Source organism: Metamycoplasma alkalescens (assembly GCF_900476125.1).
Classification (GTDB): Bacteria; Bacillota_I; Bacilli_A; order Mycoplasmatales; family Metamycoplasmataceae; genus Metamycoplasma; species Metamycoplasma alkalescens.
In genome coordinates this window covers 668,402-694,373 of record NZ_LS991949.1, presented here as the reverse complement: position 1 = coordinate 694,373, position 25,972 = coordinate 668,402, and the positions used below count along the sequence as shown (strand labels likewise).

General features: G+C 26.1%; 20 protein-coding genes. 12 read left to right on the top strand and 8 right to left on the bottom strand.

The features are described from left to right. Positions 1 to 29: 29 nt before the first annotated feature. From D2845_RS02955 to uvrB, 7 genes are all read right to left on the bottom strand, one after another. Complete coding sequence (locus tag D2845_RS02955) at positions 30 to 1,997, bottom strand: DNA topoisomerase subunit B (RefSeq protein WP_110858094.1); 1,968 nt, start codon at positions 1,995 to 1,997, stop codon at positions 30 to 32. A gap of 158 nt (positions 1,998 to 2,155) precedes the next feature. Next, a complete protein-coding gene (locus tag D2845_RS02950) occupies positions 2,156 to 2,824 on the bottom strand; it encodes a LemA family protein (protein ID WP_110858095.1) in 669 nt (222 codons plus the stop codon). Between the two features lie 73 nt (positions 2,825 to 2,897). Next, positions 2,898 to 4,700 carry a hypothetical protein gene (locus D2845_RS06785; RefSeq protein ID WP_110858096.1) on the bottom strand — a complete coding sequence of 601 codons (1,803 nt, stop codon included), beginning with the start codon at positions 4,698 to 4,700 and terminating at the stop codon, positions 2,898 to 2,900. A 30-nt stretch (positions 4,701 to 4,730) separates the two neighbouring features. Beyond that, positions 4,731 to 5,696: a hypothetical protein gene (locus D2845_RS06780; RefSeq protein WP_231992766.1), complete on the bottom strand. Its 966-nt coding sequence runs from the start codon at positions 5,694 to 5,696 to the stop codon at positions 4,731 to 4,733. A 142-nt stretch (positions 5,697 to 5,838) separates the two neighbouring features. Next, the gene (locus tag D2845_RS06775) at positions 5,839 to 7,494 is read right to left on the bottom strand and encodes a ribonuclease J (protein WP_002881636.1); all 1,656 of its coding nucleotides are present in this window, start codon (positions 7,492 to 7,494) and stop codon (positions 5,839 to 5,841) included. A gap of 163 nt (positions 7,495 to 7,657) precedes the next feature. After that, positions 7,658 to 8,779: an endonuclease/exonuclease/phosphatase family protein gene (locus tag D2845_RS06770; protein WP_231992765.1), complete on the bottom strand. Its 1,122-nt coding sequence runs from the start codon at positions 8,777 to 8,779 to the stop codon at positions 7,658 to 7,660. A gap of 107 nt (positions 8,780 to 8,886) precedes the next feature. Continuing rightward, on the bottom strand, positions 8,887 to 10,854 hold the full coding sequence (gene uvrB, locus D2845_RS06765) for an excinuclease ABC subunit UvrB (protein WP_110858097.1): 1,968 nt from the start codon (positions 10,852 to 10,854) through the stop codon (positions 8,887 to 8,889). A gap of 233 nt (positions 10,855 to 11,087) precedes the next feature. Between uvrB and D2845_RS06760 the strand changes: the two genes are divergently transcribed. The 6 genes from D2845_RS06760 to D2845_RS06750 all read left to right on the top strand — a co-directional run bounded on the left by D2845_RS06760 (position 11,088) and on the right by D2845_RS06750 (position 17,394). Continuing rightward, complete coding sequence (locus D2845_RS06760; RefSeq protein ID WP_110858098.1) at positions 11,088 to 12,536, top strand: hypothetical protein; 1,449 nt, start codon at positions 11,088 to 11,090, stop codon at positions 12,534 to 12,536. Continuing rightward, a complete protein-coding gene (locus D2845_RS02915) occupies positions 12,494 to 12,871 on the top strand; it encodes a hypothetical protein (protein ID WP_110858099.1) in 378 nt (125 codons plus the stop codon). Before D2845_RS06760 ends, D2845_RS02915 begins: the two co-directional genes overlap by 43 nt. An 89-nt stretch (positions 12,872 to 12,960) precedes the next feature. Next, positions 12,961 to 14,214 (top strand): DNA methyltransferase, encoded by a 1,254-nt coding sequence (locus D2845_RS06755; RefSeq protein WP_110858100.1) that lies wholly within the window; start codon positions 12,961 to 12,963, stop codon positions 14,212 to 14,214. 32 nt (positions 14,215 to 14,246) lie between these two features. Beyond that, positions 14,247 to 14,972, top strand: a complete 726-nt coding sequence (locus D2845_RS02905) for an SDR family oxidoreductase (RefSeq protein ID WP_245391258.1) — start codon at positions 14,247 to 14,249, stop codon at positions 14,970 to 14,972. 127 nt (positions 14,973 to 15,099) lie between these two features. After that, positions 15,100 to 15,954, top strand: coding sequence for a leucine-rich repeat domain-containing protein (locus tag D2845_RS02900; RefSeq protein ID WP_110858102.1), 855 nt, complete (start codon positions 15,100 to 15,102; stop codon positions 15,952 to 15,954). Positions 15,955 to 16,137: 183 nt separating this feature from the next. Then, a complete protein-coding gene (locus D2845_RS06750) occupies positions 16,138 to 17,394 on the top strand; it encodes a BspA family leucine-rich repeat surface protein (protein WP_231992764.1) in 1,257 nt (418 codons plus the stop codon). A 93-nt stretch (positions 17,395 to 17,487) separates the two neighbouring features. Here the strand turns inward: D2845_RS06750 and pyk are convergent, their stop codons facing one another. Further along, positions 17,488 to 18,909 (bottom strand): pyruvate kinase, encoded by a 1,422-nt coding sequence (pyk, locus tag D2845_RS02890; protein ID WP_110858103.1) that lies wholly within the window; start codon positions 18,907 to 18,909, stop codon positions 17,488 to 17,490. A 174-nt stretch (positions 18,910 to 19,083) separates the two neighbouring features. On the opposite strand from pyk, the gene D2845_RS02885 reads away from it, so the two are divergent. The 6 genes from D2845_RS02885 to D2845_RS02860 all read left to right on the top strand — a co-directional run bounded on the left by D2845_RS02885 (position 19,084) and on the right by D2845_RS02860 (position 25,932). Beyond that, entirely contained in the window at positions 19,084 to 20,538 is a 1,455-nt protein-coding gene (locus D2845_RS02885; protein WP_110858134.1) for a DUF1846 domain-containing protein, read from the top strand. Positions 20,539 to 20,708: 170 nt separating this feature from the next. Further along, the gene (locus D2845_RS02880; protein ID WP_110858104.1) at positions 20,709 to 21,992 is read left to right on the top strand and encodes an ATP-binding protein; all 1,284 of its coding nucleotides are present in this window, start codon (positions 20,709 to 20,711) and stop codon (positions 21,990 to 21,992) included. Between the two features lie 89 nt (positions 21,993 to 22,081). Continuing rightward, a complete protein-coding gene (locus tag D2845_RS02875) occupies positions 22,082 to 23,266 on the top strand; it encodes a phosphopentomutase (protein WP_197712579.1) in 1,185 nt (394 codons plus the stop codon). 89 nt (positions 23,267 to 23,355) lie between these two features. Further along, positions 23,356 to 24,789: a proline--tRNA ligase gene (proS, locus tag D2845_RS02870; protein ID WP_110858106.1), complete on the top strand. Its 1,434-nt coding sequence runs from the start codon at positions 23,356 to 23,358 to the stop codon at positions 24,787 to 24,789. 19 nt (positions 24,790 to 24,808) lie between these two features. Continuing rightward, positions 24,809 to 25,108, top strand: a complete 300-nt coding sequence (locus tag D2845_RS06745) for a thioredoxin family protein (RefSeq protein ID WP_002881621.1) — start codon at positions 24,809 to 24,811, stop codon at positions 25,106 to 25,108. An 11-nt stretch (positions 25,109 to 25,119) separates the two neighbouring features. Beyond that, entirely contained in the window at positions 25,120 to 25,932 is an 813-nt protein-coding gene (locus tag D2845_RS02860) for an HAD family hydrolase (protein WP_110858107.1), read from the top strand. The last annotated feature ends 40 nt before the right edge of the window (positions 25,933 to 25,972 follow it).

The window sequence follows — 25,972 nt, the reverse complement described above, 5'->3', positions numbered from 1 at the left end:
TTAACTAAATCCAATCCGTTGTGTTTAGATTAAAAATCAATATTCAATACATATTTTGCATTTTCTTCAATAAAATCGTGTCTTGCTTCAACCTCTTCACCCATTAAGGTTGTAAACACTGAATCACATATTGCCATATCATTGATTTGTACTTGAAGCATCTTTCTTGTTTCTGGATTCATTGTTGTTTCTCACAACTGTTCTGCATCCATTTCTCCAAGACCTTTATAACGTTGAATTGAAATATTCTTATTATCTTCAATCTTGGCAAGGATTTCTTCTTTTTGTGCATCATTATAGGCATAATCAACTTTTTTTCCAGAAGAAATTTTATAAAGTGGTGGCATTGCAATATAAACAAACCCATATTCAATTAAAGGTTTCAAATAACGATAGAAGAATGTTAGTAAAAGTGTTGAAATATGAGCACCATCAACATCAGCATCAGTCATGATAATTATCTTGTGATATTTTAGTTTATTAATATTAAAATCATCACCAATTCCAGTTCCTAATGCATGAATAATTGTTTGAATTTCTTGATTTGATAAAAATTTCACTCTATCATTTTTTTCAGCATTGATTACTTTTCCTCTAAGTGGTAATATTGCTTGATTTGCACGGTTTCTGCCACCTTTAGCAGAACCACCAGCAGAATTACCCTCGACAATAAATAATTCTCTTATTTCAGCATTTTTTGAAGAGCAATCTGCTAGTTTCCCAGGCAAACCACTAAATTCCATACCATCTTTTTTTCTTGAAGCTTCTTTTGCGGCATTAGCTGCAAGTCTTGCTCTTTGTGATTGTAAACATTTGTTAATAATATTTTTAGCAACGACAGGATTTTCGAATAAATATCTTTCAAGTGATTCAGATAAAACCTTATTTGTTGCATAACGTGCGTTTGCTGAACCAAATTTAGTTTTTGTTTGTCCATCAAACACAGGATCACTATGTTTTATTGAAATAACAGCAACTAGTCCTTCTTTTGAATCTTCTTTACTAATTTTTTCATTTCCCTTAAATAGTTTATTATCTTCAGCATATTTATTAAAAATTCTTACAATCGCATCATAGAAACCATTTTCATGTGTTCCACCATCCGTTGTTTGGATATTATTTGCATAAGAAATAACTGTTGATTGATATGCCTCATTGTATTGCAATGCAACTTCAACCATAATGTCAACTTTTTTTGATTTCTTTTGTGAATCAGCTTGTTCATCTTTTGATTTTTCAGTGTCACTAAAGTTTCCTAAGGCATATATAACATCAGGATTTATTGTTTTTTTACCTTTATTTAATTCCTTGACATAATCAATAATTCCACCATCAAAACAAAAACTTTTTTTAATATCTTTAACTAAATCAATTAAATTAAATTTTAGACCCTTGTTTAAATATGCTACTTGTTTAACATGATCGCTAATTGTGCCAAAATCAAAATCAACTTTGTCCATTACAGTATAATCAGGTTGAAATTTAATTCTTGTTCCAGTTTCATTTAAACTAATTTCATCAATAACTTTTAAATCTTCAAGTGGTTTACCACCATGCTCATATTTTTGGTAATGCAATTTGCCATTTCTTTTAACCCAAACTTCAAAAGATTCACTCAAAGCATTAACAACTGAGGCACCAACACCATGTAATCCACCACTTACTTTATAATTGCTTGAATCAAATTTTCCACCTGCATGCAAGACTGTTAAAATTGTTTCTACAGCGGACTTATTTGTTGAGGGATGAATATCAACAGGCATACCTCTACCATTATCTTCAATCTCAATAAAATTATTGGGATGCAAGGTTATATTGATTTCTGTTGCAAATCCAGCCATTGCCTCATCAACTGAATTGTCAAGGATTTCTCAAATCAAATGATGAATACCTTTGTATCCTGTTGAACCAATGTACATTCCAGGTCTTACTCTAACAGGATCCAAACCTTCTAAGACTTGAATATCACTTGCAACATACTTCTTTTGATCTAGCATAAAACCTCCTTAAAAAACTGTAATTTATACAACAATGTCAATAAATTATATCAAATTAATCAACCTTTTTTTTGCTTATAAATAAGCAAAAGAAAAATCAAAGAAAAATAAAGAAAAATAAAAAGTCTAAGGATTGATTTTCCTTAAACTTTTATTGCTTATTTATTGAACATACTTGTCAAACTAGATGTGTCAATATCTTGTCTATCTTCCTCTGAAGCTCTAAATAAAGGTTGGTTATATGCATTTAGTTTAATTGCAATGATATTTGTTCAAAATTGATAGATTTCAGAATTGAAACTTCTTACAATTGAATTGTAATTTCTAATTGTTGCATAAATTTCATCTTCTTGAATAGCAATTTCTGTTTGAAATTGTAAAAATGAACGATTTGCTTTTAAATCTGGATATTGCTCAAATTGTAAATTAATTCCTGTTTTTATTTGGTTTAATTTTTCTGAAAATTTTGACAAATCACTTTCATTATCTAATTCAACTAATTGAGCACGTAATTTTGTCACTTCAGTCAATGTTTTACTTTCAAATTGAGCATAACCCTTAACAACATCTAATTGCTTAATTAAGGTTGCTCTTCTTTTTTTCTCTGCTGCTTGAATTAATGATGATGCTTCTTGAATTTTATTCATTTTTGCTAATAAATAATTTTTACGTGAAATCGTAGCGATAAAAAACAAACCTAATGTAATTATGTATAACAACACATACAAGAATTTTTCTCCCTTTGTTGCTGTTGGATGCTTAATTGAATTATCAACATTCGGTCTAAATTCTTGTTTTTCTTGTTGTTCTCTTGTATCAAATAACATTTTTTTAATCCTCCTTAACAATTATTTTGTTTTTTAAATAATTTTAATTTTTAGTTTTATTATAGTTGATTTGCTATAAAAGTTCAAATAATTTGTTTATTTTTGGCTTATTAATTTCTTCATTTATGAAAATAAATAATCCATCATTATCAACAAGAATTTTACAATCTTCAATGATTCGGTGATTTCTAAATTCATCAAAAATAGTTTCAAGTTCTTGTTTTTGCTCATAATCTTCCAAAAGAATTGAATTAATTTCCACATCTCATTTTGAATAATTAGAAGCATTAAACAGTATTTTTGCACCATTCTTTTTTGTCTTGTATTTTGATGAATAAAAAATATATTTATTTTCTGAGAAAAATTTAAATCTTTCAAATGGAACAGCAATCGTAATTCCTCTTGTAAAAACATGATCATATAGTTTAAGTTTTCAGTATGAAAACATACTTAAACTTATAATTGCTCTAACATCATTTTTTTCTTTATTAAATACATGCCCTTTTACAAACATCCCAATTTCTTTTTGTGGTTCATACGTTTTTAAAGAAAGAAATTGGCCTGATAACGCCTTATTTGCAATGTCATAAATACTCAAATCTGGTTCACTTTTTTCTTTGTGAAGAGAATAAACATAATTTGATAAATATTTTGCATTTGGATTATAAACTTCAGAAGCAATATTTGTATTCAAATATGCTTGTGTAATTTCTTTGAAAACTGGTCTTAATGCATTCACAATAATTGGTGCCATTAAGTAGTTATAAACACGATCAACAGAAACAACATCTGATAAATTTACTAAATGACCTAGTCAATTATAAACTGATGAATATGGAAGTAATCTATCACTATAATCTTTAGCAACATAAATATTTTGATTCTTCTTTCCAAATAAATAAGTTTCACCATTGAAATATTTACTATACTGAATAAAGTTTTCCTGTGTTTTAACTTTAAAATAGTCAATAAAGGCAATTTTATCATTATATTCAAAATTATAATGTTGGTAAAATTCATAATTTTCCAATAAAAATTCACCTTTTTTAATTTTTTTATCATATTCTTTTTTGCTTAAATTTTTTTCAATTTTATTAAAAGTTAAATCTGGTTTGTAATTAGTTGGAACACTAATTGCTTGTTTTCTTTCCATAAACGGTGTTGGTTCATGATGATATGCTACAACTACTTGCTGTTCGGGTCCATCTTTTGATGTAATTACAATTGTCCCTGTTGCACTAGTTGTAACTGTTTTTCAATATTCTTTTGTATATAAAACATCATAATAATATGAATCTCGAATTCTATATTTTTGGATTGAATTAAATCCAAAAAAGTTTTTATTTTCTTTGAATATCAATAAATCGTTTTTAGCAATTCCATTTACTTTTGTGATTTGCAATTCTTCTAGAACCTTATTTTTTCAATCTAACATTGAAAATTTGTTAAAAATAGTCAATAGTATATTGCTATTTTCAGCAATGTATTTATTCATTAATAATTTTCTTTCTGCTTCAAATACAATAAATTCTTTAATTATTTTTTTATTTTTTGAATAAAAACCTAAAAAGAATAATCCAATAATTAAGAAACAAAAAAAGATAATAAATCCATTGGCAACTCTTTTTTTAGTAATTCCCTTATTGATTTTTTCTTTTGCAATTTCATTTTTTAAATTATTGATTTTTTCAATATTTTTTTCAATTAATTGAATTTTTTCTTCATTACCATTAATAACATATTTCTCATAAACTTTTTTTAACCCGTTATTCATTTCATCTACTAATGGCTCATAAATAGTATGAACTTGATTATTAAATATTTTATTTCAATCTAAATTTCTAGATTGATTTTTTAACTCTGTTTTATCTCCCATTCTACTCCTTTTAAAGGGATAAATATATAGCTAAAAAAGGTCTTCTTTATCTTGGATTATTGCATATCTTTTATCTTTTTTATTTTCTTTGTTTTCTTTGCTTTCTGAATCAATATATTCATTATCAAAAAAGTCTTCTTTTTCAAATTCTTTCGTTTCAATTTCAATGTTTTGTGAATTATTTTTATTGATATTTTCAGTATTATTGTTTTGTTTGTGCTGATTAATAATTGATAAATCGATTTCTTGTGTTCTGAAATCTGGTTCATCAGGAATTATTTGAATATCTTCAATTGAAATTTTATCCTTTTCTTCAATATTTTTATTGATATTTAATAAATATATTTCATCTTCCAATTCATTTTTTTTATCATTAATAATGATATTTTTTTTGTCTTGCTCAAATAAATCTTGTTTTTCAAGATTCAAATTAATATTAGTCATTGTTTTTGGTTCAGTGTCTAAATTCTTTTTTCTCTTAATAAATATTTTTTTAAATAAATTATCACTAAGAAAAAATAAAGTAATTGACATTAAGAAAAAAATGATTGAAAGAATAAAAGATAAAATCATTCCCAATTTTATTCCGGGAAATGAAATTAGGACATAAATAAATGTAAAAATTATTCCTGGTGTTCATTTATTTGGTAATCAAGCATTATCTAAACCATAATCACTAAAATCAATATATCATTTTTCAAAAATTAAAGAAAATGCATTTTTTGCTGTGTAATTATCTGGTTTAAACTTAGCATAATAAATTGATGTCCCAAGAATCATTAATGCAATTAATAAGATTCCAAATCTTCATAAACTAAAATGAAAAACACCTGCTGAATAAGTGTTTTTCATTTTGAAAATATTTTTTAAGCCTAACAATATTACATAAACAAAAATAGCAATTGAAAACATGCCAAAAAATAAGCCAAATGTATAAGTATGAATTGAAGTCAAACCCTTAATATTTAAAAAAGAAATAATCATAAAAAATACCATGATAAAACTTATTATGGTTCATATGAATATCTTGTCCTTTAAAAAAAAGTATGACTTTTTTTGTCTTATTTTTTTTTGTTTTCCTTTATTTGATTGTATGCTTAAATTATTGCTTGTCATATTTTAAATTTTATTACTTTTTTTAAATTTCATATAGTGTTATGACAATAATTGGTTCTTTATTCAATGTTTTAAATATTTTTCTTTTAACACTTTTTCTTAATCGCTCTTGAATATCTTTTAAATCTGTTTCTTCAACACTCTTATTTTCAAATTCTTTTGAAAATAAAGTATTAACGATATTTGTCACGATTTCTTTATTATCTTTGGAAATAATCCCGTATGATGTAATTTGAAGTTGACCAATTGGTTGTTTAGTTTTGAAATCAACTAAACAACTTAAAGCAATCACTCCATCACGTGCTAAATTTTTTCTTTCATTGAAAACTTCTTGTGAAACATCACCAATACCAAACCCATCAATGATAACATCACCAATGCTTTTTATTCCTTGTTTTTGTGAAACTAATTCATTGTTCACAAATTCAGCAACTTTACCATTTTGTAAAACAATGCAATTACTTAAATTCATTCCCGCAACCTTAGCTAAATGTGTTGCAACAACCAAATAACGATATAATCCTTGAATCGGAATAAAATATTTTGGTTTCAAAAACTTAATTACATTATAAATATCTTCCTTTGCTGGACTACATGGATAAAATTGAACTGAATTTAGTTCAATTAAATTTGGTGTTTTCCGCGATATTTCATCCAATGTTAAAGCATAATTAACTTCCAATCCATTGACAGGTGGTGCAACAAAGATTACTGCATCATTTGATTTCAATTTCAAATAAACATCATTATCGGAAACGATGCGAATAAAACGCGCATAAAGTCTTTCAACAGCTCCTGTAACTAAAATAACAGCATTAGGAACTTCATTTGCAACACGATAATCAATAAATTCAGGAAATTCAAGGTTTGGATTAATTTTTGAAACTAAATTAATTAATTGTGAATAATTTCTTCCATATGTAACAACAGGGCGTTTATATTTGCAAGCAAGAATTAAAATTTCATGTGCTGTGATCATATCTTCATCATATAAACCAAAAATAATTCTTTTATCATTTGAGGTTTCTTTAAATTTATATTCAATTTTTTTAGAAATTCAAAGATGGTCAATGCTTCTTCCAGGATAATTTGAGTGTGATGCATCCATTATCAATAATTGCAAATCCTTGCCATTATCGATAATTCTTTTAATTTCTAGCATGTCAGTTTTACCGTATGTTCCTAAATTCCCATCAACAAAGTTTGACATAAAAAGAATATTTCCTTCACTATATTCAAAATTAAAACCAATTTGACCAGGTAACCCTCCTGCTAAATCAAAAGGAGTAACAACTACATCATTAAACTTGATTGGATCATTTATACTTTTAATTTCAAACTTAGTGTGATCAATGTTGTATTTTGTAATTCTTTCTAACAAAACAATTCGATTAAATGAACTTGTAAAAATTTTTAACCCAGGGATTTTCATCAATAACCATGGAATTGCTGAAAATGACGCATTTTTAACATCAGTAATAAAAACTCCAACAATATCTTTTGCTCTTTTTTCTAAATATTCATAATTACAAATTAATGTGTCAATACCATTATGTAAATTAATTGGTATTTTTGTACCAGCATTAATAATGAATAATTTACCTTGAATATCTAAAACATAAGAGTTCTTACCATTCTCATCCAATCCACCCAAAGCAAAAAAGTTAAATTTGTTCATTTTTCTCCTTTTTATTGTTCAATAACATTATGTTAAATTTCAAGAATTTAATCAATAAAAAACATTGAGATATGTATATTTTAGCAACTTTTTGACTTCTTTAAAATAAAATAAAAATAAAATGAACACAAAGTTCAATTTTATTCAATTAGAAAGCCTAATTTTATTGAATTTCAAACGTTGCAGATGTGAATGTATGATCACTTAAAACTGTACCTTTTCTAATATCAGATATTTTTTTTATTTCGACTTTGTGTTTTTTAAATAAAGTCTTTATTTTTTGGTCATTAATAATTTTATATATATCAAATATCTCTTTTGTAACTAGTTTTCAATTAGTTTTATAAAACATCTTGTCATATGGTTCAGATCAAGTATCATTTTTGCCTAGTGAGGTTTTATTATTTTCACTATCTTCAAATACTGATTTGTAATCTTTATCATTTCCATTTGTCAGTCAATCAAAAGCTATATTTTGCTTACCTAAGCCTATATTAGTATCTCCACCAAAAAATATATTTCCTTCTTTATTTCCTATTTTGTCAAAATGCTCTAATACATTAAATAGTTGCTTTGCTTCTCTATATTCAAAAATACCAATACCATTCATTTTTTTTTCTCCAAGTTTTCTATTAGTTCTAGAAACTCCAGGAGAATCAAAATGTGCAAAAACAACAGTCATTTTTTTGTCTGGTTTTTCTTTAAATTTAAATTTAACTCCATATGGTGGTCTAGCATATTCCGCATTATTTCCTAAAAAATCATTAAATTTATCAGTATAACTATAACCAACCTCATTTGTACTAAATTTTTCTAGGTCAAATCTATTTTTATTATAAATAATTGCTACATGCTCAGAGTTATCTCTAGAATTTCCATTTTTTTTCTTAAACATTGAACCGTTTAATTTTTTTGAAGCAATATATGAATACATGTTCGAATTAGATAATTCATTCATTTTATTAACTATTTTTTCTACGCCATTTGCATTTAAAACTTCTGTTAATCCTAATATATCAAATTTTGCTTCATTAGCAAGTAATGCTATTCTTGTAGTTTTATCATTTTGATTTCTATTACCAGTAAAATTTGTGATATTTCAATGCCCTCATTTAAATGTATTGGAATGATCAATATTTTCTCTATTTTTTTGTTTTTTAACTTCTGAGCCAGATTGTTGTTCATTGTTATCATTTCTAGATTCAACGCAACTAGCTGACATTATTGGTAGTGTAAATAAAATAGGTGTTAGTGATAGAAAAATTTTTTTTGTCAACTTGATCATAAATAAGTAATACTCCTTGGTTTTTAGCAATGTTTTTTCAATATTTATTCAATCATTTAAAATTTATATTTTCAATAAATTTCAATGTTTTTTTTCTTTTAATTTCTTTATTTTTCTTTGTTATATCCTAAATCTGCCAATATATTTTGAATTTCAATAGCCTTATCAAATTCCATTCTTTTAGCAGCTTCTTTCATTTCCTTAACTAATTCATTAATATAACTTTTGTTAATTGATGTTTTTAAATCTTTTTTGAATTTGACATTCAATGCCATATCAATGTTTTTTGTTGGAATTGGTTTGATAATCGTTTTCGGGACAATATTATTGTCCCTGTTGTATTTCATTTGAATTTCTCTTTTTAGTTTATTATCATTTATTGCATCTTCCATTGATTTAGAGATCTTATCTGCAAAAAATATGACTTGTCCATGATCGTTTCTTGCAGCACGACCAACAATTTGAATTAATGATCTTTTATCTCTACCTAATCCACTTACATCAGCATCCAAAACTAAAATTAAGCTAACTTCTGGTAAATCAATCCCTTCCCTTAACAAATTGATACCGATAACAACATCATACTTACCCATTCTTAGTCCAGTTAGAATTGCATTTCTTTCAAAAACTTCAAATTCCTCATGAATATATGCTGATTTAATTTTATGTTCTTTTAAATATTTTGTTAGTTCTTCAGCATTTTGTTTTGTATGGGTTAAAATTAATGATCTTTCATTATTGGCAATTTGATTTTTTAATAAGTCATGAATCTTTTGGATTTGACCTTGTTTAGGCATAATTTTAATAACTGGATCTAGCAATCCTGTTGGTCTAATAAATTGTGTGATGACCTCACCATCAGCCAAAGCAATTTCTTCGTCTCCTGGTGTTGCTGAAAGATAAATTCTTGGAAGATTTATTGCTTTATATTCATCATATTTCAAAGGACGATTATCTAATGCAGAGGGTAATCTTCAACCATAATCAACTAATTTTTCTTTTCTTGACCTATCTCCCTCATACATTCCCTTGATTTGAGGAAGCATCAAGTGACTTTCATCAATATATAAAATTGTATCTTTATGTAAATAGTCAAATAGTGTATATGGTTTTTGCCCGACTTCTCTTCCATCAATATATCGGGCATAATTTTCCATTCCACTTGTATATCCAAATTCTTTAATTGAATCTATATCAGCAAAAACTCTGCTTTCAATTCTTTGTGCTTCAACTAATTTATTATTATTTTTGAAAAACTCGATTCGTTCTTTCAATTCTTCTTCAATATCCTCACAAATACGTTCAACATAATTTTGATTAATTAAAAAACTTGTACAAGGATAAATTACAATTTCATCAATGCTTTCAATGACTTCCTTTGTAATTGGATCAATAAATTTAACTGCACTTATTTCATCATCAAATAACTCAATTCGAATTAAGTAATCAAATTTATATCCAGGTGAAATTGTGATTGTATCTCCAACACTTTTAAATTCACCTTGTTCAATTTCAGGAAAGTATCCTTTATTGTTATAATGCATTTTTGTTAAAGAACTTCGAATCTCTTTCTTTGTTATTTTTTTTCCAACCTCAATCTTTAAAAAATGCTTTTTATATTCTTCAGGATTGAATGCACCATAGATTGAAGCAACAGAAGCAACAACAATTGTATCGTGTCTAGAAATCAATGAATTCAATGTCGAGATACGCATTGCTTCAATCTCTTTATTGGTAATTGAAGATTTTTCAATGTATAAATCTTCGGCTGGTTTATAAGCTTCAGGACGATAATAATCAAAGTATGAAATGAAATATTCCACCTTGTTATGTGGAAATAATTCTTTAAGTTCTTGATATATTTGACTAGCTAAAGTTTTATTATGACTAATTACTAAAGCAGGTCGATTTGTTTCATTAATAACATTAGCTAAGGTAAAAGTTTTCCCTGAACCAGTTACCCCAAGAAGTACTTGATGTTTTTTATTATTATTAATTCCATCAACCAATTCCTTTATTGCTTTTGGTTGATCTCCAGATGGAACAAAATTAGTTACCATTTTAAACTTATTCATATCAATATTATAGAATATGAAAACACATTTAAATTGAAAAATTATTCCATTGATCTAGAAATAATTTCTTCAATTATTTGTTAATGATAAAAAAATAAATTATTTTAAAGTTGAATTTCAAAATCCCAATAAATAAGTAATCTAAATAAATAATATTGTAATTTTTTATTAAAATAAATATAGATATTAACTTTCACAAGATATTAAGATTGAATCTAAAGGAGAAGTATTTTATGCAGACTGAGCAAATAAAAATATCATATAATGACAACAAATTAAGATTATTACCTAATAATCCAAGATATACATTAGCTTCAAAAATTGACATACTAAACATTGAATTTGAAAAATATGAAAAAAGTGAAATTATTGAAACATTGTTGAAACATGAGGGAGATTGAGAAAATCTTTATGAATTGATTGAACAATTAGAATTGGGATATAATTCCGCACTAGATCAAATTTTTCTAATTACTGGAAAAGATGATTTCTATTATGTAATTGAGGGAAATCGAAGAATTATGGTCATGAACCTTATAAATGACTTTGAAAAATATAAAGACGTTTTATCAAAATTCAAAAATACTAAAAATTTTAAAAAGGTTTTTGAAAAACTAGAAAAAAATCAAGGAACTGGTAAATTTGATGAATTGGATGTTGTTTTATTAAAAACTTTAGAAAATAATGATGAAAATGAAATATGAAAAATAATTTATGCAAGACATGCGGGAGAAAACAAGGGAAAAAGAAATTGACCAAGATTAAAATATCTTTATGATTTAAGAGATGCATTTTTATATGACAAGAAAACAAAAGAAATAAATGAAAAATATGAAAATATTTCATCTAGATTTAACAAACCAATCTCATCAATAAAAAATGATGTCAAATCTTCTTTATGAATAACAGATTTAATTGATACCTACAATCAAAATAAGAATGATGATGAAAAAGTAATTGAAACAGAAAATAACGATTACACTTCTGCACTAGAATTATCTCGGTCAAATATTAGAATTGATTATAAATATGAGACAAAAAATTTAAATGATCTATTTGATATAGAAATTGATATCAATAATTGAAAAGTTGAAATAAAAGGAATTGAAAAACAAGAACTTTATGATTTCTTAGTATCTTCTGCAAAAAATAAAAAATTTACTACTCGTGGTTGAAATGAAGAAATTGAATATCTCTTGTATGAATTTTTTAATAAATATTTAGATGATAATTATGAAAATAATTCAACAACAATTATGGGAGAAATAAAACGTGCCGAAGAAATCGATGAGAATAAACTAACTAAAATGCAAAAAGAATACATAAAATATCGTGATAACATTTCTAAACTAAAAAATATACAAAAAGAATTAAATGAAATTAAAGATGAAGAAATAGATGATGCAATTAAAATTGGCCTTAAAAAAATGTGAGAAAATAATTCTGGACCTTTAATAAATTTAAATAAAAAAACACCTAAAATTATCCTTTTTTGATTTCTTCAATATTGATTAGATCCACTCTTGAACTGCTTTGCTTTTTTGCAGTATCACAATCAGAAAAATTACTGGATAAAATTATTCAAAAATGGAATAATCTTGATCCAGAAAAGAAAGAAGAATGAAAAAAGACATCCTGATTGTTTGAAAAATTATTTAAATCTAACAAAAAAGAATTTATAAAAGAATCTATTTATAATAAGCAAAAAACAGATGGAGTATTTGCATTTGTAAAAAAATTATTGTCAGAAAATTACATCGATATTGAAGACATTTTAGAATCTATAACTAAAGGCAAAAAAGATCAAAAATCTGAAAAAATTGAAATTTATGCTTCATATATTTCGGGAATGATTAAAGGTCAAAACCTAAAAATTCCAAACAAAATAATCCATACTTATCATTATTTAAATGATAGTGATAATTTTGATAGTGCCTTTCAATCCCTAAATATGCAATTTGAAATTTTAAATTCAATATTGGAAAATTGACTCTTAATTAAAAAAAATAGAAAATAAATTTATAGTTAGTAATTTGATATTTTTTAATATATTTTTTAAAAAGCTATAATTTTTATATAACCAATAAGTAAAGGGGCATAGAAATAATGGCTTTAATTAAAGAATTCAAGATTAATAATGAAACAAACTCTATTTTTTTAAATGATAAATTTATTGAAAATAGTTGAAAACAAAGAAGCATAATGTGAGGTGATCCATTGCATAAAACATGTGCTTACAACGCAATGTTTCCAATTCGAGTTGCTGATTTCTTTATTAAAAAATATACAAATAAAAAAGATATTGTATTAGATCCATTCTCAGGAAGAGGGACAACATTACTACAAGCTAGAATTCTAAATCGAATAAGCTATGCAAGCGATCTAAATCCGTTATCATATGTTTTAAGCAAATCAAAAGAAAAAAATCTTGATCTTGAAAAAATAATCAATCGAGTAAATGAATTGAAAAAAAAATATTACTTAGTCAACGACAAAGAAAAATATCTAAAAAAAATAAATAATTTGGAAACAATGCAAATTTATTATTCAGATTATAATTTGAAACAAATCTCTTTTTTAAAAGAAAAAATAGGAAAAAAATGAAAAAAAAATAGTGATATTGATAATTTTATATTAGCAATATCACTAGGTCTAATGCATGGTCCGGCAAAAAAAAATGGTGATTCGTCATATTTTTCATTATCAATGTCAAATAATCTTTCAATGTCTCCAAATTATGTCAAAAAATATGCATTAAAAAATAATTTAGTTAAACCTGAAAATGATATTTTTGATTTAATTTCAACAAAAATAAAAAAAATTTATCAAAAAAGAACAAAAGAATTAAATAATACTAAATTTGATGGATACTTTAAAATATCAAATGCGCTTAATATTTCTAAAACATGAAATGACATTACACCAAAGTTAATTTTTACTTCGCCTCCTTATTTAAATATCATCAATTATACAAAACAAAATTGGATCAAAATGTGAATGCTTGGCTATGAAACTGAATTAGATAATAAAAAAATTGGTCTTGATGATTTTCATAACATAAATAACTACTTAAATAATTTTCTAATCAAATTTATGAAAGAATGTCACCAAATTATGAATGATAAATCAAAATTAATTATGGTAATTGGTGATGTTAATCGTAATAATAAAGTGTTTTCAATATATGACCATATTTCTTTAATTGAAAAAGAGACTAATCTAATTTTAAAAGAAATATATATTGATGAAATTAATCAAAATTCAAAAGCAACAAATTCTTTTGGTTCTAAAGCAGGAAAAGCAACTCAAGTTGAAAAAATTTATGTTTTTAAAAAAAATAAATATTTGTATAAAAAATAATTTAATTACTTATTATAACTGGGAGAAATGAAATGATGAGATTTGCGGTCGCAATTACTGGTGCTAATTCAGGAATTGGTTTAGCATGCACAAAACTTTTTTTAGAAAAAAATTATTCAGTTTTAGCAATTGATAAAGAAATTGAAAATCTTAAAAAGATTGAATCAAAAAATCTTTTAATATCAAAAACGAATGTAAAAGATTTCAATGCAATCAAAAAAGCAATTGAAAATGCACATAAAAAAATCGGTGAAATTGATTTAATGATTAACAACGCCGGAGTGATGTATTTAGAAAAATATCACAAGCAAAATCAAGATGAAAAATATGACATGCTAGATACAAATATTAAAGGTGTCCTAAATGGAATGGATGCAATTTTACCTAGCATGTTAGAAAGAAATCATGGAACAATAATTAATATTTCTAGTGTCGCTGGAAGATACACTTATAAAAATCATGCAGTTTATAATTCCACCAAGTTTGCAGTCAATGCTGCAACCGAGCAAATAAGAAGAGAATTAGCTCATACAAATATTAGATTCAGTCTAATCGAACCAGCAATTGTAAACACCAATTTATTAGAAAATACTAAAAACAAAGAAATATATAATGAATATAAAAAATGAAGAGATGAAATCAATGGCGGACTTAGTCCTGAACAAATTGCAGAAACAGCTTTTTATGTTTATTCATTGCCACAAGAAATAAACATTAAAGAAATTATGCTATCTCATACAAATGAAACTGATGTTTAAACTAGTTAAAAAATCTTTCATTTTATTAAATAAATAAAATCAAAATTAATAAAGTTTTTACAAATTTAATTACATCTTAAGTCTATTCTTAATTTTCTAAGATAAATTATGTTAAAATAAACAAATTATGAAATCTACAAAAAAAATCTTGTTAACATTAAGTGCAATAATGCCAACAGCAGTCGCAGTTGCTGTTGTTTCTTGTGGTAAGGGCGAAAAACAAAATGAATTTGCAAAAAATTTTGTTTTAGGAAATACTGGAACTGAAAACTATAATAAGAAAACCAAAACCCTAGATTTAAGTAAAAAAGATATAAAAATTATTCCGCAAGGATCATTTTCAGCGATAGCATTATTAAATTTATTCCAAAAAACAGTTGCCGCTGCTAATCCAAGTCCTGAATGACGAGCTCCGGATGGGATTTTTGATTTAACTACTAAAACAATAAATATTGAAAAAATTGTTTTGCCAGAGAATCTTGAAGTGATTGAAAATGGTGCATTTGAAGGCCTTGGTTTAAAAGAAATTCAATTTAGCAAACACACAAATAAATTAACAAAAATTTTTAAGAATGCTTTTGCTAATAATCGTCTAACAAAAATTGATTTACCACAATCAATCTTAGAAATTGATAAGAATGCATTTTATAATAATCAAATATCAGAAATAAATTTAAAAGATTTAACTAATATCAAAAAATTAAGTGCCGGTGTGCTGGCAAAAAATGAATTAAAGTCAATTGATCTTACAAATATTGTTACAATTGAAGAATCTGCATTAGCAATGAATAAATTTGAAAAATTAGAATTACACAATAATTTAAAAAAGAATTTTGTTTCAGAAAAACTATTTTATTTTAGTGGTAACAATAAGGACAATAAATATCAAACTGTAGAACTTGAAGTTAAAGACCAAGAATTAAAAAATTTCTTAGAAGAAAAATTAAGAGATGATTCAAGTCTAAATTACAAAATTAAATAATTAAAGCAAAAAACTTAGGTATTGATATTAATCAAGGAAATGCTTAAGTTTTATTTTTATTTTATTCTTCTTAAAGCAAATAAAATTAAATTTTGTTCACATTTTAAGCATATTTTAAAAAAAAAAAAAAAAGATGCTACTATTTTATTTAAATTAGTAATAAAAATCATTTGGGAGAAAAAAATGAAAAAATCTTGAAGAATATTATCTGCTATATCAATAATATCAATTCCATTTCCTATAGTTGCTGCTTCATGTGAAAAAAAGAATAATATTCAAAAAACAATAAAATTTGATGAAAATAATCAGCAAGAAAATAAAGAAAAAGAAGATGAACAAAAAAATCAAAATCAACAAGACAATCAAAGTAACAAAATAGGAAATAAATCAAATTTAGAAACAAATAAAGAAGATTTACAAGCTAAAGAAAAACAAGAAAATCTAGAAAAAATAAAAAAGATCCAATCTTTATGAGAAATGCATAAAGATGAATTTGGAACATTTCATACTCATAAAGATGTACTAGATCAAATTAATGTTTATGCAAATGAAGAAAAAATATCAACTCTAGAGCTTGCCAATGATGCAAAAATTAACTCATTCTTAGAAGAAGATGAAAATGGTGGAAAAAATAATATTGAATTTAAAATAGGTGAAAATAAATTTAATCTTAAATTGGGTAGTGTTTTTAAAGATAAAGTTGTTACAAAATATTATTTAGAAAATAATCCAAACAAAATAATAATTAGTAAAGATGGAAAATTTGAAGAACCAAAAAACTCGAATGAAAATATTGTTATTACTCAAATAGGATATATGAAATCTAAAGATAAAATTTTAATTTCAAAATTCCCTAAAAAAACTACATTAGTACCAAAACATTTACCCTTAAAAATAGAATCTTTAACTTATGCTTTTTCAAAATTAGAAGTTAAAGAAGTAAAAAATATTGAACATTGAAATACTAAAAACATAACAGATATTAATCATATTTTCTCTGATTCACCTTTTTTTAACCAAGATATATCTAATTGAGATACAAAGAATATTAAAAATATGTCTGGAGCATTTTTTGGAGCTACTTCATTTAATCAACCATTAAATTCTTGAGATGTTTCAAATGTAACTCTAATGTCTGACATGTTTTCGGGAGCTACTAAATTTAATCAAGATCTTTCAAATTGAAAAACAAATAATGTTGTAGATATGGAATCCATGTTTCAAGAAGCTAAAGCATTTAATGGTGACATAGCCAATTGAAATGTTGAAAAAGTTAAAAGAATGGGACAAATGTTTACCGATGCAACTTCATTCAATAAAAATATTGGTAATTGAAGAGTAATGAAAGATGTTGCTGTATTTGCAATGTTTAAGGGAGCAGAAAAATTTAATTTAAGTTATATTAGTAATTGAAATACTAAAAATAAAAATTTTACTTAATATTATTACAAAGAAACTTAAAATAAAAACATAAAAAAGTACCCACTAAATAATAAGGTGCTTTTTTTTATTATAGCTTGAAAACAAGCGATCTTAATATTCATGCATTGTGATATTTAGACTATCAACAACAATAAATTTATCACCTTTTTTAGCTCCATAAGCATCCAAAATTTGGCGTCCAGCATCATGATTGTATTTAATTAAACCTCTTACTGCTTCTGAATGTTTTTCACAAAATATTCCTGCTGTGATGCCATAACTTCAAACTAATTTATCATCACTAACTACACCAATAATATAAGCATTTGGACGATATTTAGCAATTTCTTTTAATAATTTACCACTATGACTTAAAACAATTGCATACTTGTATTCACCAGACTGTAGAATCGATGCAACTTCATAAGAAATTAACATTCTTGAACTTTGATCATTCGCAACTTTTTCAATTTGTTTTTCATAAAATAGTTCTGTAAAATACTCTTTTTCTGCTCTTTTAACAATATTTGACATCACCTTCACAGCTTCAACAGGATACTTCCCACTTGCTGATTCACCAGACAACATTGTTGCATCAGCACCCAGTTCAACTGCATAATAAACATCAGTTACTTCAGCTCTTGTTGGAATTGGAGAGTTTTCCATTGAATCAAGCATCTGTGTTGCAACAATTACTTCTTTGCCTTGCATTCTTGCTAGACGAATAATTCTTTTTTGATAGTATGGAACATCATAATAAGGAATTTCTAGACCTAAATCACCTCTGGCAATCATAATTCCATCTGAAGCACGAATAATTTCTTCAATGTTTTTAATTGCTGTTTGTGATTCAATTTTTGAGATTATTTGAATATGTTTACCATTGTTTTCATCCAAAATTTTGCGAATTTCTTGGACATTTTTGGCATTGCTAACAAATGATGCAGCAATATAATCAACCTTATATTGTGCTCCTCAAATAATGTCATCAATATCTTTTTTACTTAAGAAAGAAAGCGAAAAATCAACACCTGGAATATTAATTCTTTTATTTGTTTTTAGTTTATGGGCATTAACTGTTTCAACAATAACTTCATTTTCTTTAATTTCTTTAACAATTGTTACCAATTTTCCATCATCTAATAAAACTTTATTACCTTCTTTAAGATCTAAATCCATTCGGTATGAAACACTAATTGTGTTTTCATCACCAATTAAATTTTCATATGCATCCTGATTTGTTTTAATTACTAATTTATGTTTGGCAGGAATTAAACATCCACCATCCTTAATTTTTCCAACCCGAATTTCAGGTCCTTTTGTATCTAACATTAAAGAAATTGGACGATCAATTTCACTTGAAATCTTTCTTGCTAAATCAAATTTATGTTTATGATCTTCCCCATTTCCATGTGAAAAATTTGCCCGGATTGTTGTTACTCCTGCTTCAATTAATTGTCGCATTGTTTCATAGTTATCACTTGCTGGACCAATTGTTGCGACAATTTTTGTTCTTTGTTCATTAAATTTCATATTCTTACCTTTCAAAAAGTATGTTTATTTTATACAAAAATTTTACAACTAAATTTAGCTGCAATTTTTTTATTAATAAAAAAGATGCACCAAAGTTTCATTATTAAAAATCTTATTTTTAATTTAACTATAATTTTTAAATATAGAACAAATTGAATTTGATTGGAGATTAAAATGATTAAGGGTTTTGATAATGATAAGTATATAAATTTACAATCTGAAGCAATTAAAAAAAGAATTAGTAAATTTGGCAATAAACTTTATATGGAATTTGGCGGAAAGTTATTCAATGACTTGCATGCAACACGCGTTTTACCTGGATTTGAGCATGATGCTAAATTAAAAATGCTTTTAAAACTTAAAAATGATTTGGAAATGATTGTTGTAATTAATGCACTTGATATTAAGAATAAAAAAATTCGTGCTGATATTAATTTAACATATGAAGAAGAAGTATTTCGCTTAATTGATAAATTTAAAAAATACCAACTTGAAATAAATAGTGTAATTATTACCCAATATGAAAACAATCAAGCAACTAAATCGTTTATTAATAAATTAGCAAAAAAGCAAATAAAAGTTATTAAGCAATATAAAATTAAAAATTACCCACATGATGTTGATTTAATTGTTTCAGAAAATGGTTTTGGAAAAAATGAATATGCCAAAACAACCAAAAATTTAATTGTTATCACTGCTCCTGGTCCGGGATCGGGGAAACTAAGTGCAATATTGTCACAACTTTATCATGATCATCAAAGAAAAATTAAATCTTCTTACACCAAATTTGAAACATTTCCAATTTGAAATTTGGATGTTAAACATCCAGTCAATTTAGCTTATGAAGCAGCAACGATTGATTTAAATGATCTGAATATGATTGATTTTTTCCATCAAAAAGCTTATGGTATTAAGGCAACAAATTATAATCGTGATTTGGAAGCATTTCCAATTTTAAATAAACTACTAGAAACAATTTATAAAAAATCATTTTATCAATCTCCAACTGATATGGGTGTTAATATGGCAGGATTTTGTATCATTGATGACAATGTTGTTAGTGATGCTTCAAAAAAAGAAATTATTCGACGTTATTATCATACAAATATCAATTATCAACAAGATAAAAGTCCAAAAATTCATGTAAAAAGATTACTTAAAATTATTAAAGACAATAAGATTGATATTAACCTAATTAAATCAATTAAAATTGCCAATGACTTTAGTTTAAAAAATAATCGCATTTGCTCAGCGATTGAAATAAATGAGAATAATGTCATCATTGGTAAGGAATCAAATTTACTTAATTCAAATAGTGCAGTAATTCTAAATGCCTTAAAATACTTTGCCAAAATTGACAAGAATATTGATGTTTTAGAACCTAAAGTTATTGCTCTAGTTCAAAATCTTAAAAATTCACTTCATTATAATGATTTATCCCTTGATTTAAAAGAAACACTATTTGCTTTATCAGTTAGTGCCAATAATTCAGAAGTGGCTAAAAAAGCTTTCAATCAAATTAAAAAACTTTCTGGTTTATTTTTACATCGCACAGCAATTTCAAGCGATTCAGATCATGAAACACTAAAAAATATGGAAATTCGGTTAACTGAAGAAATTATTATTTAATAACAAAAAACCTAGAAAAGACTAAGAAATTAACAATTTCTTTTTCTTAATTTCATAGGTTTTTTATTTATTTTAAAAAAGTGTCCAGTAACTGTACAAAATTCTGTACAGTAAGTGTACAAAATTCTGTACAATAGTATATAATATATACACAAGTAAGGAATAAAAATATGAATAAATACTTTGATAAAGAATATAGACCACGCATTATTGATAAATTGATAAAAAAATATTTAAAAGTTGCTGGTGCAATATGCATTGAAGGTCCAAAATGATCAGGAAAAACATGAACTTCAATCCATAATTCAAAAAGCTTCTTTTTTGTAGATGATCCTAAAAACAATTTTTCAAATCGAAAATTAGCAGAAAATAATCTTGAATTTGTTCTCAAAGGTGAGAATCCTAGAATGATTGATGAATGGCAAGAAGTTCAAAGCATTTGAGATGCAACTAGATTTGAAATTGATAAAAGAAATAAAAAAGGATTATTCATTTTAACTGGTTCATCCGCACCTTCAAATAAGGGGGTCATGCATAGTGGTTCTGGGAGAATTATTACTTTACGCATGAATACAATGTCACTATATGAATCAAATGATTCAAGTGGTAGCATTTCATTAAAAGAATTATGCAATGGGAATCTAACAACTCAAAATGTTGATGAAATTTCAATTGAAAAATTGGCATATTTAATTATACGGGGTGGTTGACCTGGTAATCTTGATACCAATGAAAATGATTGTAATTTAATGCCGAAATCGTATGTCGATACAATCTTGAATAATACTCTGCACTCATATCAACAACTAAATTTCAATACTCAAAAAATGAAATTAATTCTTAAATCCTTGGCAAGAAATGAATCAACTTGTGCATCAGAAGTATCAATACTAAATGATGTTAAAGAAAATGATAATGAATCAATTTCACGAACTACATTAAGAAATTATTTAGATTTAATTAATCAGAATTTTTTAACAAATAATCAAGAACCATACTCACCAAATTTTCGATCTTCATTAAGAGTTAAACAATTTGAAAAAAGACGTTTTAGTGACCCAGCAATGGCTGCTGCCTTATTAGAATTAACTCCCAAAAAATTACTTAGTGATTTTAATTTATTTGGTTTACTATTTGAATCCTTAGTTATTAGAGATTTAAAAATATATGCTCAAGCAATGAATGCTAAAGTCTTTCATTATCAAGATTATGCAAATAATGAACTAGATGCGATTATTGAATTAGAAGATGGAAATTGATGTGCATTTGAAATTAAATTAGGTTCAAGTCGTATTGAAGAAGCAGCAAACAATTTGAATAAAGTTACCAATAAAATGGTGCAAAGTGGTGCAAGCATGCCAAAAATAAAATGCATTATTTGTGGGTTTGGCAATGTTGCCTATCAAAGAGAAGATGGAATTTTTGTTATTCCAATAAATGCATTAAAAGATTAAAATAATTTGATAAAATAATTAATTTCAACATCTATCTTCATCAATGAAAAGTATTATAGTAATATAATAATTATTGTATGGAGAAAAAAATGAAATTTAAACGTATATTTTTTATTGTAACAGATGGGTTAGGAATTGGTCCTGAACCAAGACAAGAAGAATTTGGTGATAAAGGAGCAAATAGTTTATTGCATGCTTCAGAAGCACTTCCGCTTGAAATTCCCACCTGAAAATCTTTAGGAATTACTGAAGTTGCAAAGATTTCAGGGCATAATCAAAAAATCAAAAATCCACTTGCATATGTTGGAAAAATCCATGAGATGTCAAATGGAAAAGATACTTTAACTGGACATTGAGAAATGATGGGTATTTATACCAAAACCCCAAATCCACAATTTACAAAAAATGGTTTCCCAGATGATTTAGTTAAGGAATTATCAAAAGCATGAGATGGAAGAAAAATTATTGGTAATAGAAACGCTTCGGGAACTGTTATTCTTGAAGAATTAGGACACCAACATATGGAAAAAGGTGACATGATCATTTATACATCACCTGATTCAACTTTACAAATCATTGGTGATGAGAAAACTCTTGGTGTCGAAAAACTAAATGCATATGCCAAAAAAGCAAGAGAAATTTGTTCATCAAAACCTGAGTGAAATGTTGCAAGAGTTATCTCAAGACCTTTTGTTTATGAAAATGGTAAATTCATAAGAACATTTAACCGTCATGATTTTGCAAATAAACCAACTGGACATATTATCATGGAAGATTTACAAAAAGCTGGCGTTGAAGTTATTGCAGTTGGAAAAATTAATGACATCTTCACAGGTGTTGGTATTGATAAAAATTATGGTCCTGCTTCAGATGATGAAAATATGGATATTGCAATTGACATTGCCGCATCAAACTCAGAGAACAAATTTATTTTTATTAACTTAGTGCAATTTGATAGTCACTATGGTCATCGTGAAGATCCAGTTGGATATAGTCAAAATGTTTCAAAATTAGATATCAAATTAACAAAATTGATTAATGCAATGAAAGAAGATGACCTATTAATAATGACATCAGACCATGGAAATGATCCGACCTATGGATCAGATCATACAAGAGAAGCATTGCCTTTAACAATTTACTCAAAATTATTCAAAAAACCAAAAGTTTTAGGCACACTAAAAGGATTAGGAACAGCTGGTAATATTGTTGCTAGAAACTTTGGAGTTCCTTGTGTTGCAACTGGTGAAGATATCTTTGATGATTTAGTTTAAAATAAAATAATAATTAAAATCTACAGGTCAGTTTTGACCTGTTTTATTTTTAATTTAAAAATAAAAAACGCTATACAATTTATATAGTTATGAAGAAATTGGAGAAAATTACAACACAGGAAGAAAATTTTGCTAAGTGATATACAGATGTCATCCAAAATGGTGATCTAATGGCTTATGGTTCTTCAAAAGGTTCAATTATTTTTAAACCACTTTCATTTGGAATATGGGATAATATTCGGCTTATTTTGGATAGAAAATTTAAAGAAGTCGGTGTAAAAAATGTTAATTTACCTCTATTAATTCCAGAAAGTCTTTTAAACAAAGAAAAAAACCATATTGAAGGTTTCAATCCTGAATTAGCGACTGTAACTGAAGTTGGTGGAAAAAAATTAACTGAAAAATTTTACATTCGGCCAACAAGTGAAGTTTTATTTGGGGACTTTTTTAAAAATGAGGTTGAATCATATAATGACTTACCACTGATTTATAACCAATGAGTAAATGTCTTAAGATGAGAAAAAACAACTAATCCTTTTTTAAGAACTCGTGAATTTCTTTGACAAGAAGGACATACGATTCATGCAACCAAAGAAGAGGCTCAAAATCTAACAACAAAGATGTTGGATGTATACACCAGCTTTGTCGAAGAATATTTAGCAATACCAGTAATCAAAGGGCAAAAAACTGAACATGAAAAATTTGCTGGTGCTAAGTATACTTATACAATTGAAGGCATGATGAAAGATGGCAAAGCATTACAGATTGGTACAAGTCATTATTTAGGTCAAAATTTTACAAAAGCATTTGATATAACTTTTAAAAATAAAAAAAATTCTCTTGAGAATCCATATGGAACTTCATGAGGGGTTTCTACAAGATTATTAGGTGCTTTAATTATGACTCATGGTGATGATCGTGGAATCATTATTCCACCAAAAATTGCACCAATTCAAGTTGATATTATTGAATTATTTGCAAAAAAAGATCCAAGAGTTTCGCAAGAAGCAAAAAGAATTTATCAATTACTAGAAAAAATTAATGTTTCAGTCCAAATTGATAAATCTGATAAGAATGCTGGTTTCAAAGCTGCTAATTCTGAAATTCATGGAACACCTTTGAGAATTGAAATTGGACCGAGAGATTTAAATGAGAATAAAGTTATTTTTGTACGAAGAGATACACTTGAAAAAATTGAAATTCAATTGGATCAAGTTACAAAAAAAACTGAAGAAATCTTACACGATATTCAACTAAATTTATTCAACCAAGCAAAACAAAGATTGATTAAAAATCTTAAAATAGCTAATAACTATCAAGAATTTAAAAAAATCATTGAATCTGGAAATTGGGCAGTAACTAAATTTAGTGGTGATCCTCTTCATGAAGAAGAAATCAAGAAAGAAACTGGAGCAACGACTCGTTGCATGCCATTTAATTTGGATATCAAAATTGAAACTGAATCTTGTTTCTATTCAAATGAAAAAACTGACAAAATTGTAATTTTTGCAAAATCTTATTAACTGCATTGAGGAGAAATATATGTACAAAAAAATTGAAAAAAGTGAATTAAAAGAACAACATTTAACAGGAAAGTCAATTATTGCTTTTAGAGCAGTTTGATGTCCTCCATGCCAAATGATAGGACCAGAATTGCAACGTTTAGGAGATGAAGAAGAAGACATTAAAATTTTTGATTTTGATGTTGATAAAGATACAGAATTTGCACGTGAAATGAATGTTACATCAATACCTTCACTATTTTATTTTAAAGATGGTAAATTGGTTAATTCAACAAAAGGCTACTTGCCTTTAGATGAATTAAAAAAACAATTTGATTAAGAAATTAAAATATGATTAATTTTAAACCTAAAGCCTATTTCACGGACTTGGATGGAACATTATTAGATTTGCCAAAGACTAAAGAAAAAATTAGTCAAAAAAACTTAAATATTCTTAAAGAAAAAAATGACAATGGAATACCTTTTATCATTGCAACTGGTCGCTATGCATCAGACTTTGTTTTAGATCTAGCTAAAAAAACTAATTCACCTTATGTGATATGTCAAAATGGCGGATTGGTTGTTGATACAAACGGTGAAGTTTTAATCAAACATGAAATTGAAAAAGATACTGTCATCAAAATTGTTGACGCGCTGAAAGAAAAAAAACTTTTTTTCATTTTCAATAGTGGAAATACTATTTATGGTAGCTCAGCAAAATTAAAACTATTCCGACCATGAATTAAAAAAATGGTGCAAAAAAATTATGATGAGATGCCAAAAATCACAAAATTAACAAAAATTATCACTTTTGGAACAAGTAAAAAAAATGTTAAAAAATTGGCACAAGAATTACAAGACCAATTTAAGAATATTTCCTTATATATTGTTTCAAAAGGATATGCAATTGAAATCAATGATATAAATGCAAGTAAGGGAAGAGGAATTGAATTTGTATCAAAACTTTTAAATATCGATCCAAAAGAAGCAATTCATTTTGGAGATTCAGGAAATGATACATCATCAATTCCATATGTTGGGGCATTTGTAGCAATGAAAAATTCCCTAAAAAATATTAAATCACAAGCAACATGAATTGCTGGTTCTTATAAAAAATCTGGTGTTTATGAAGCTGTGCGAAAAATTGAAAATTTAAAGCAATAAATTGGACTATAATTTTTTATATATTAAATTTATAAATTTA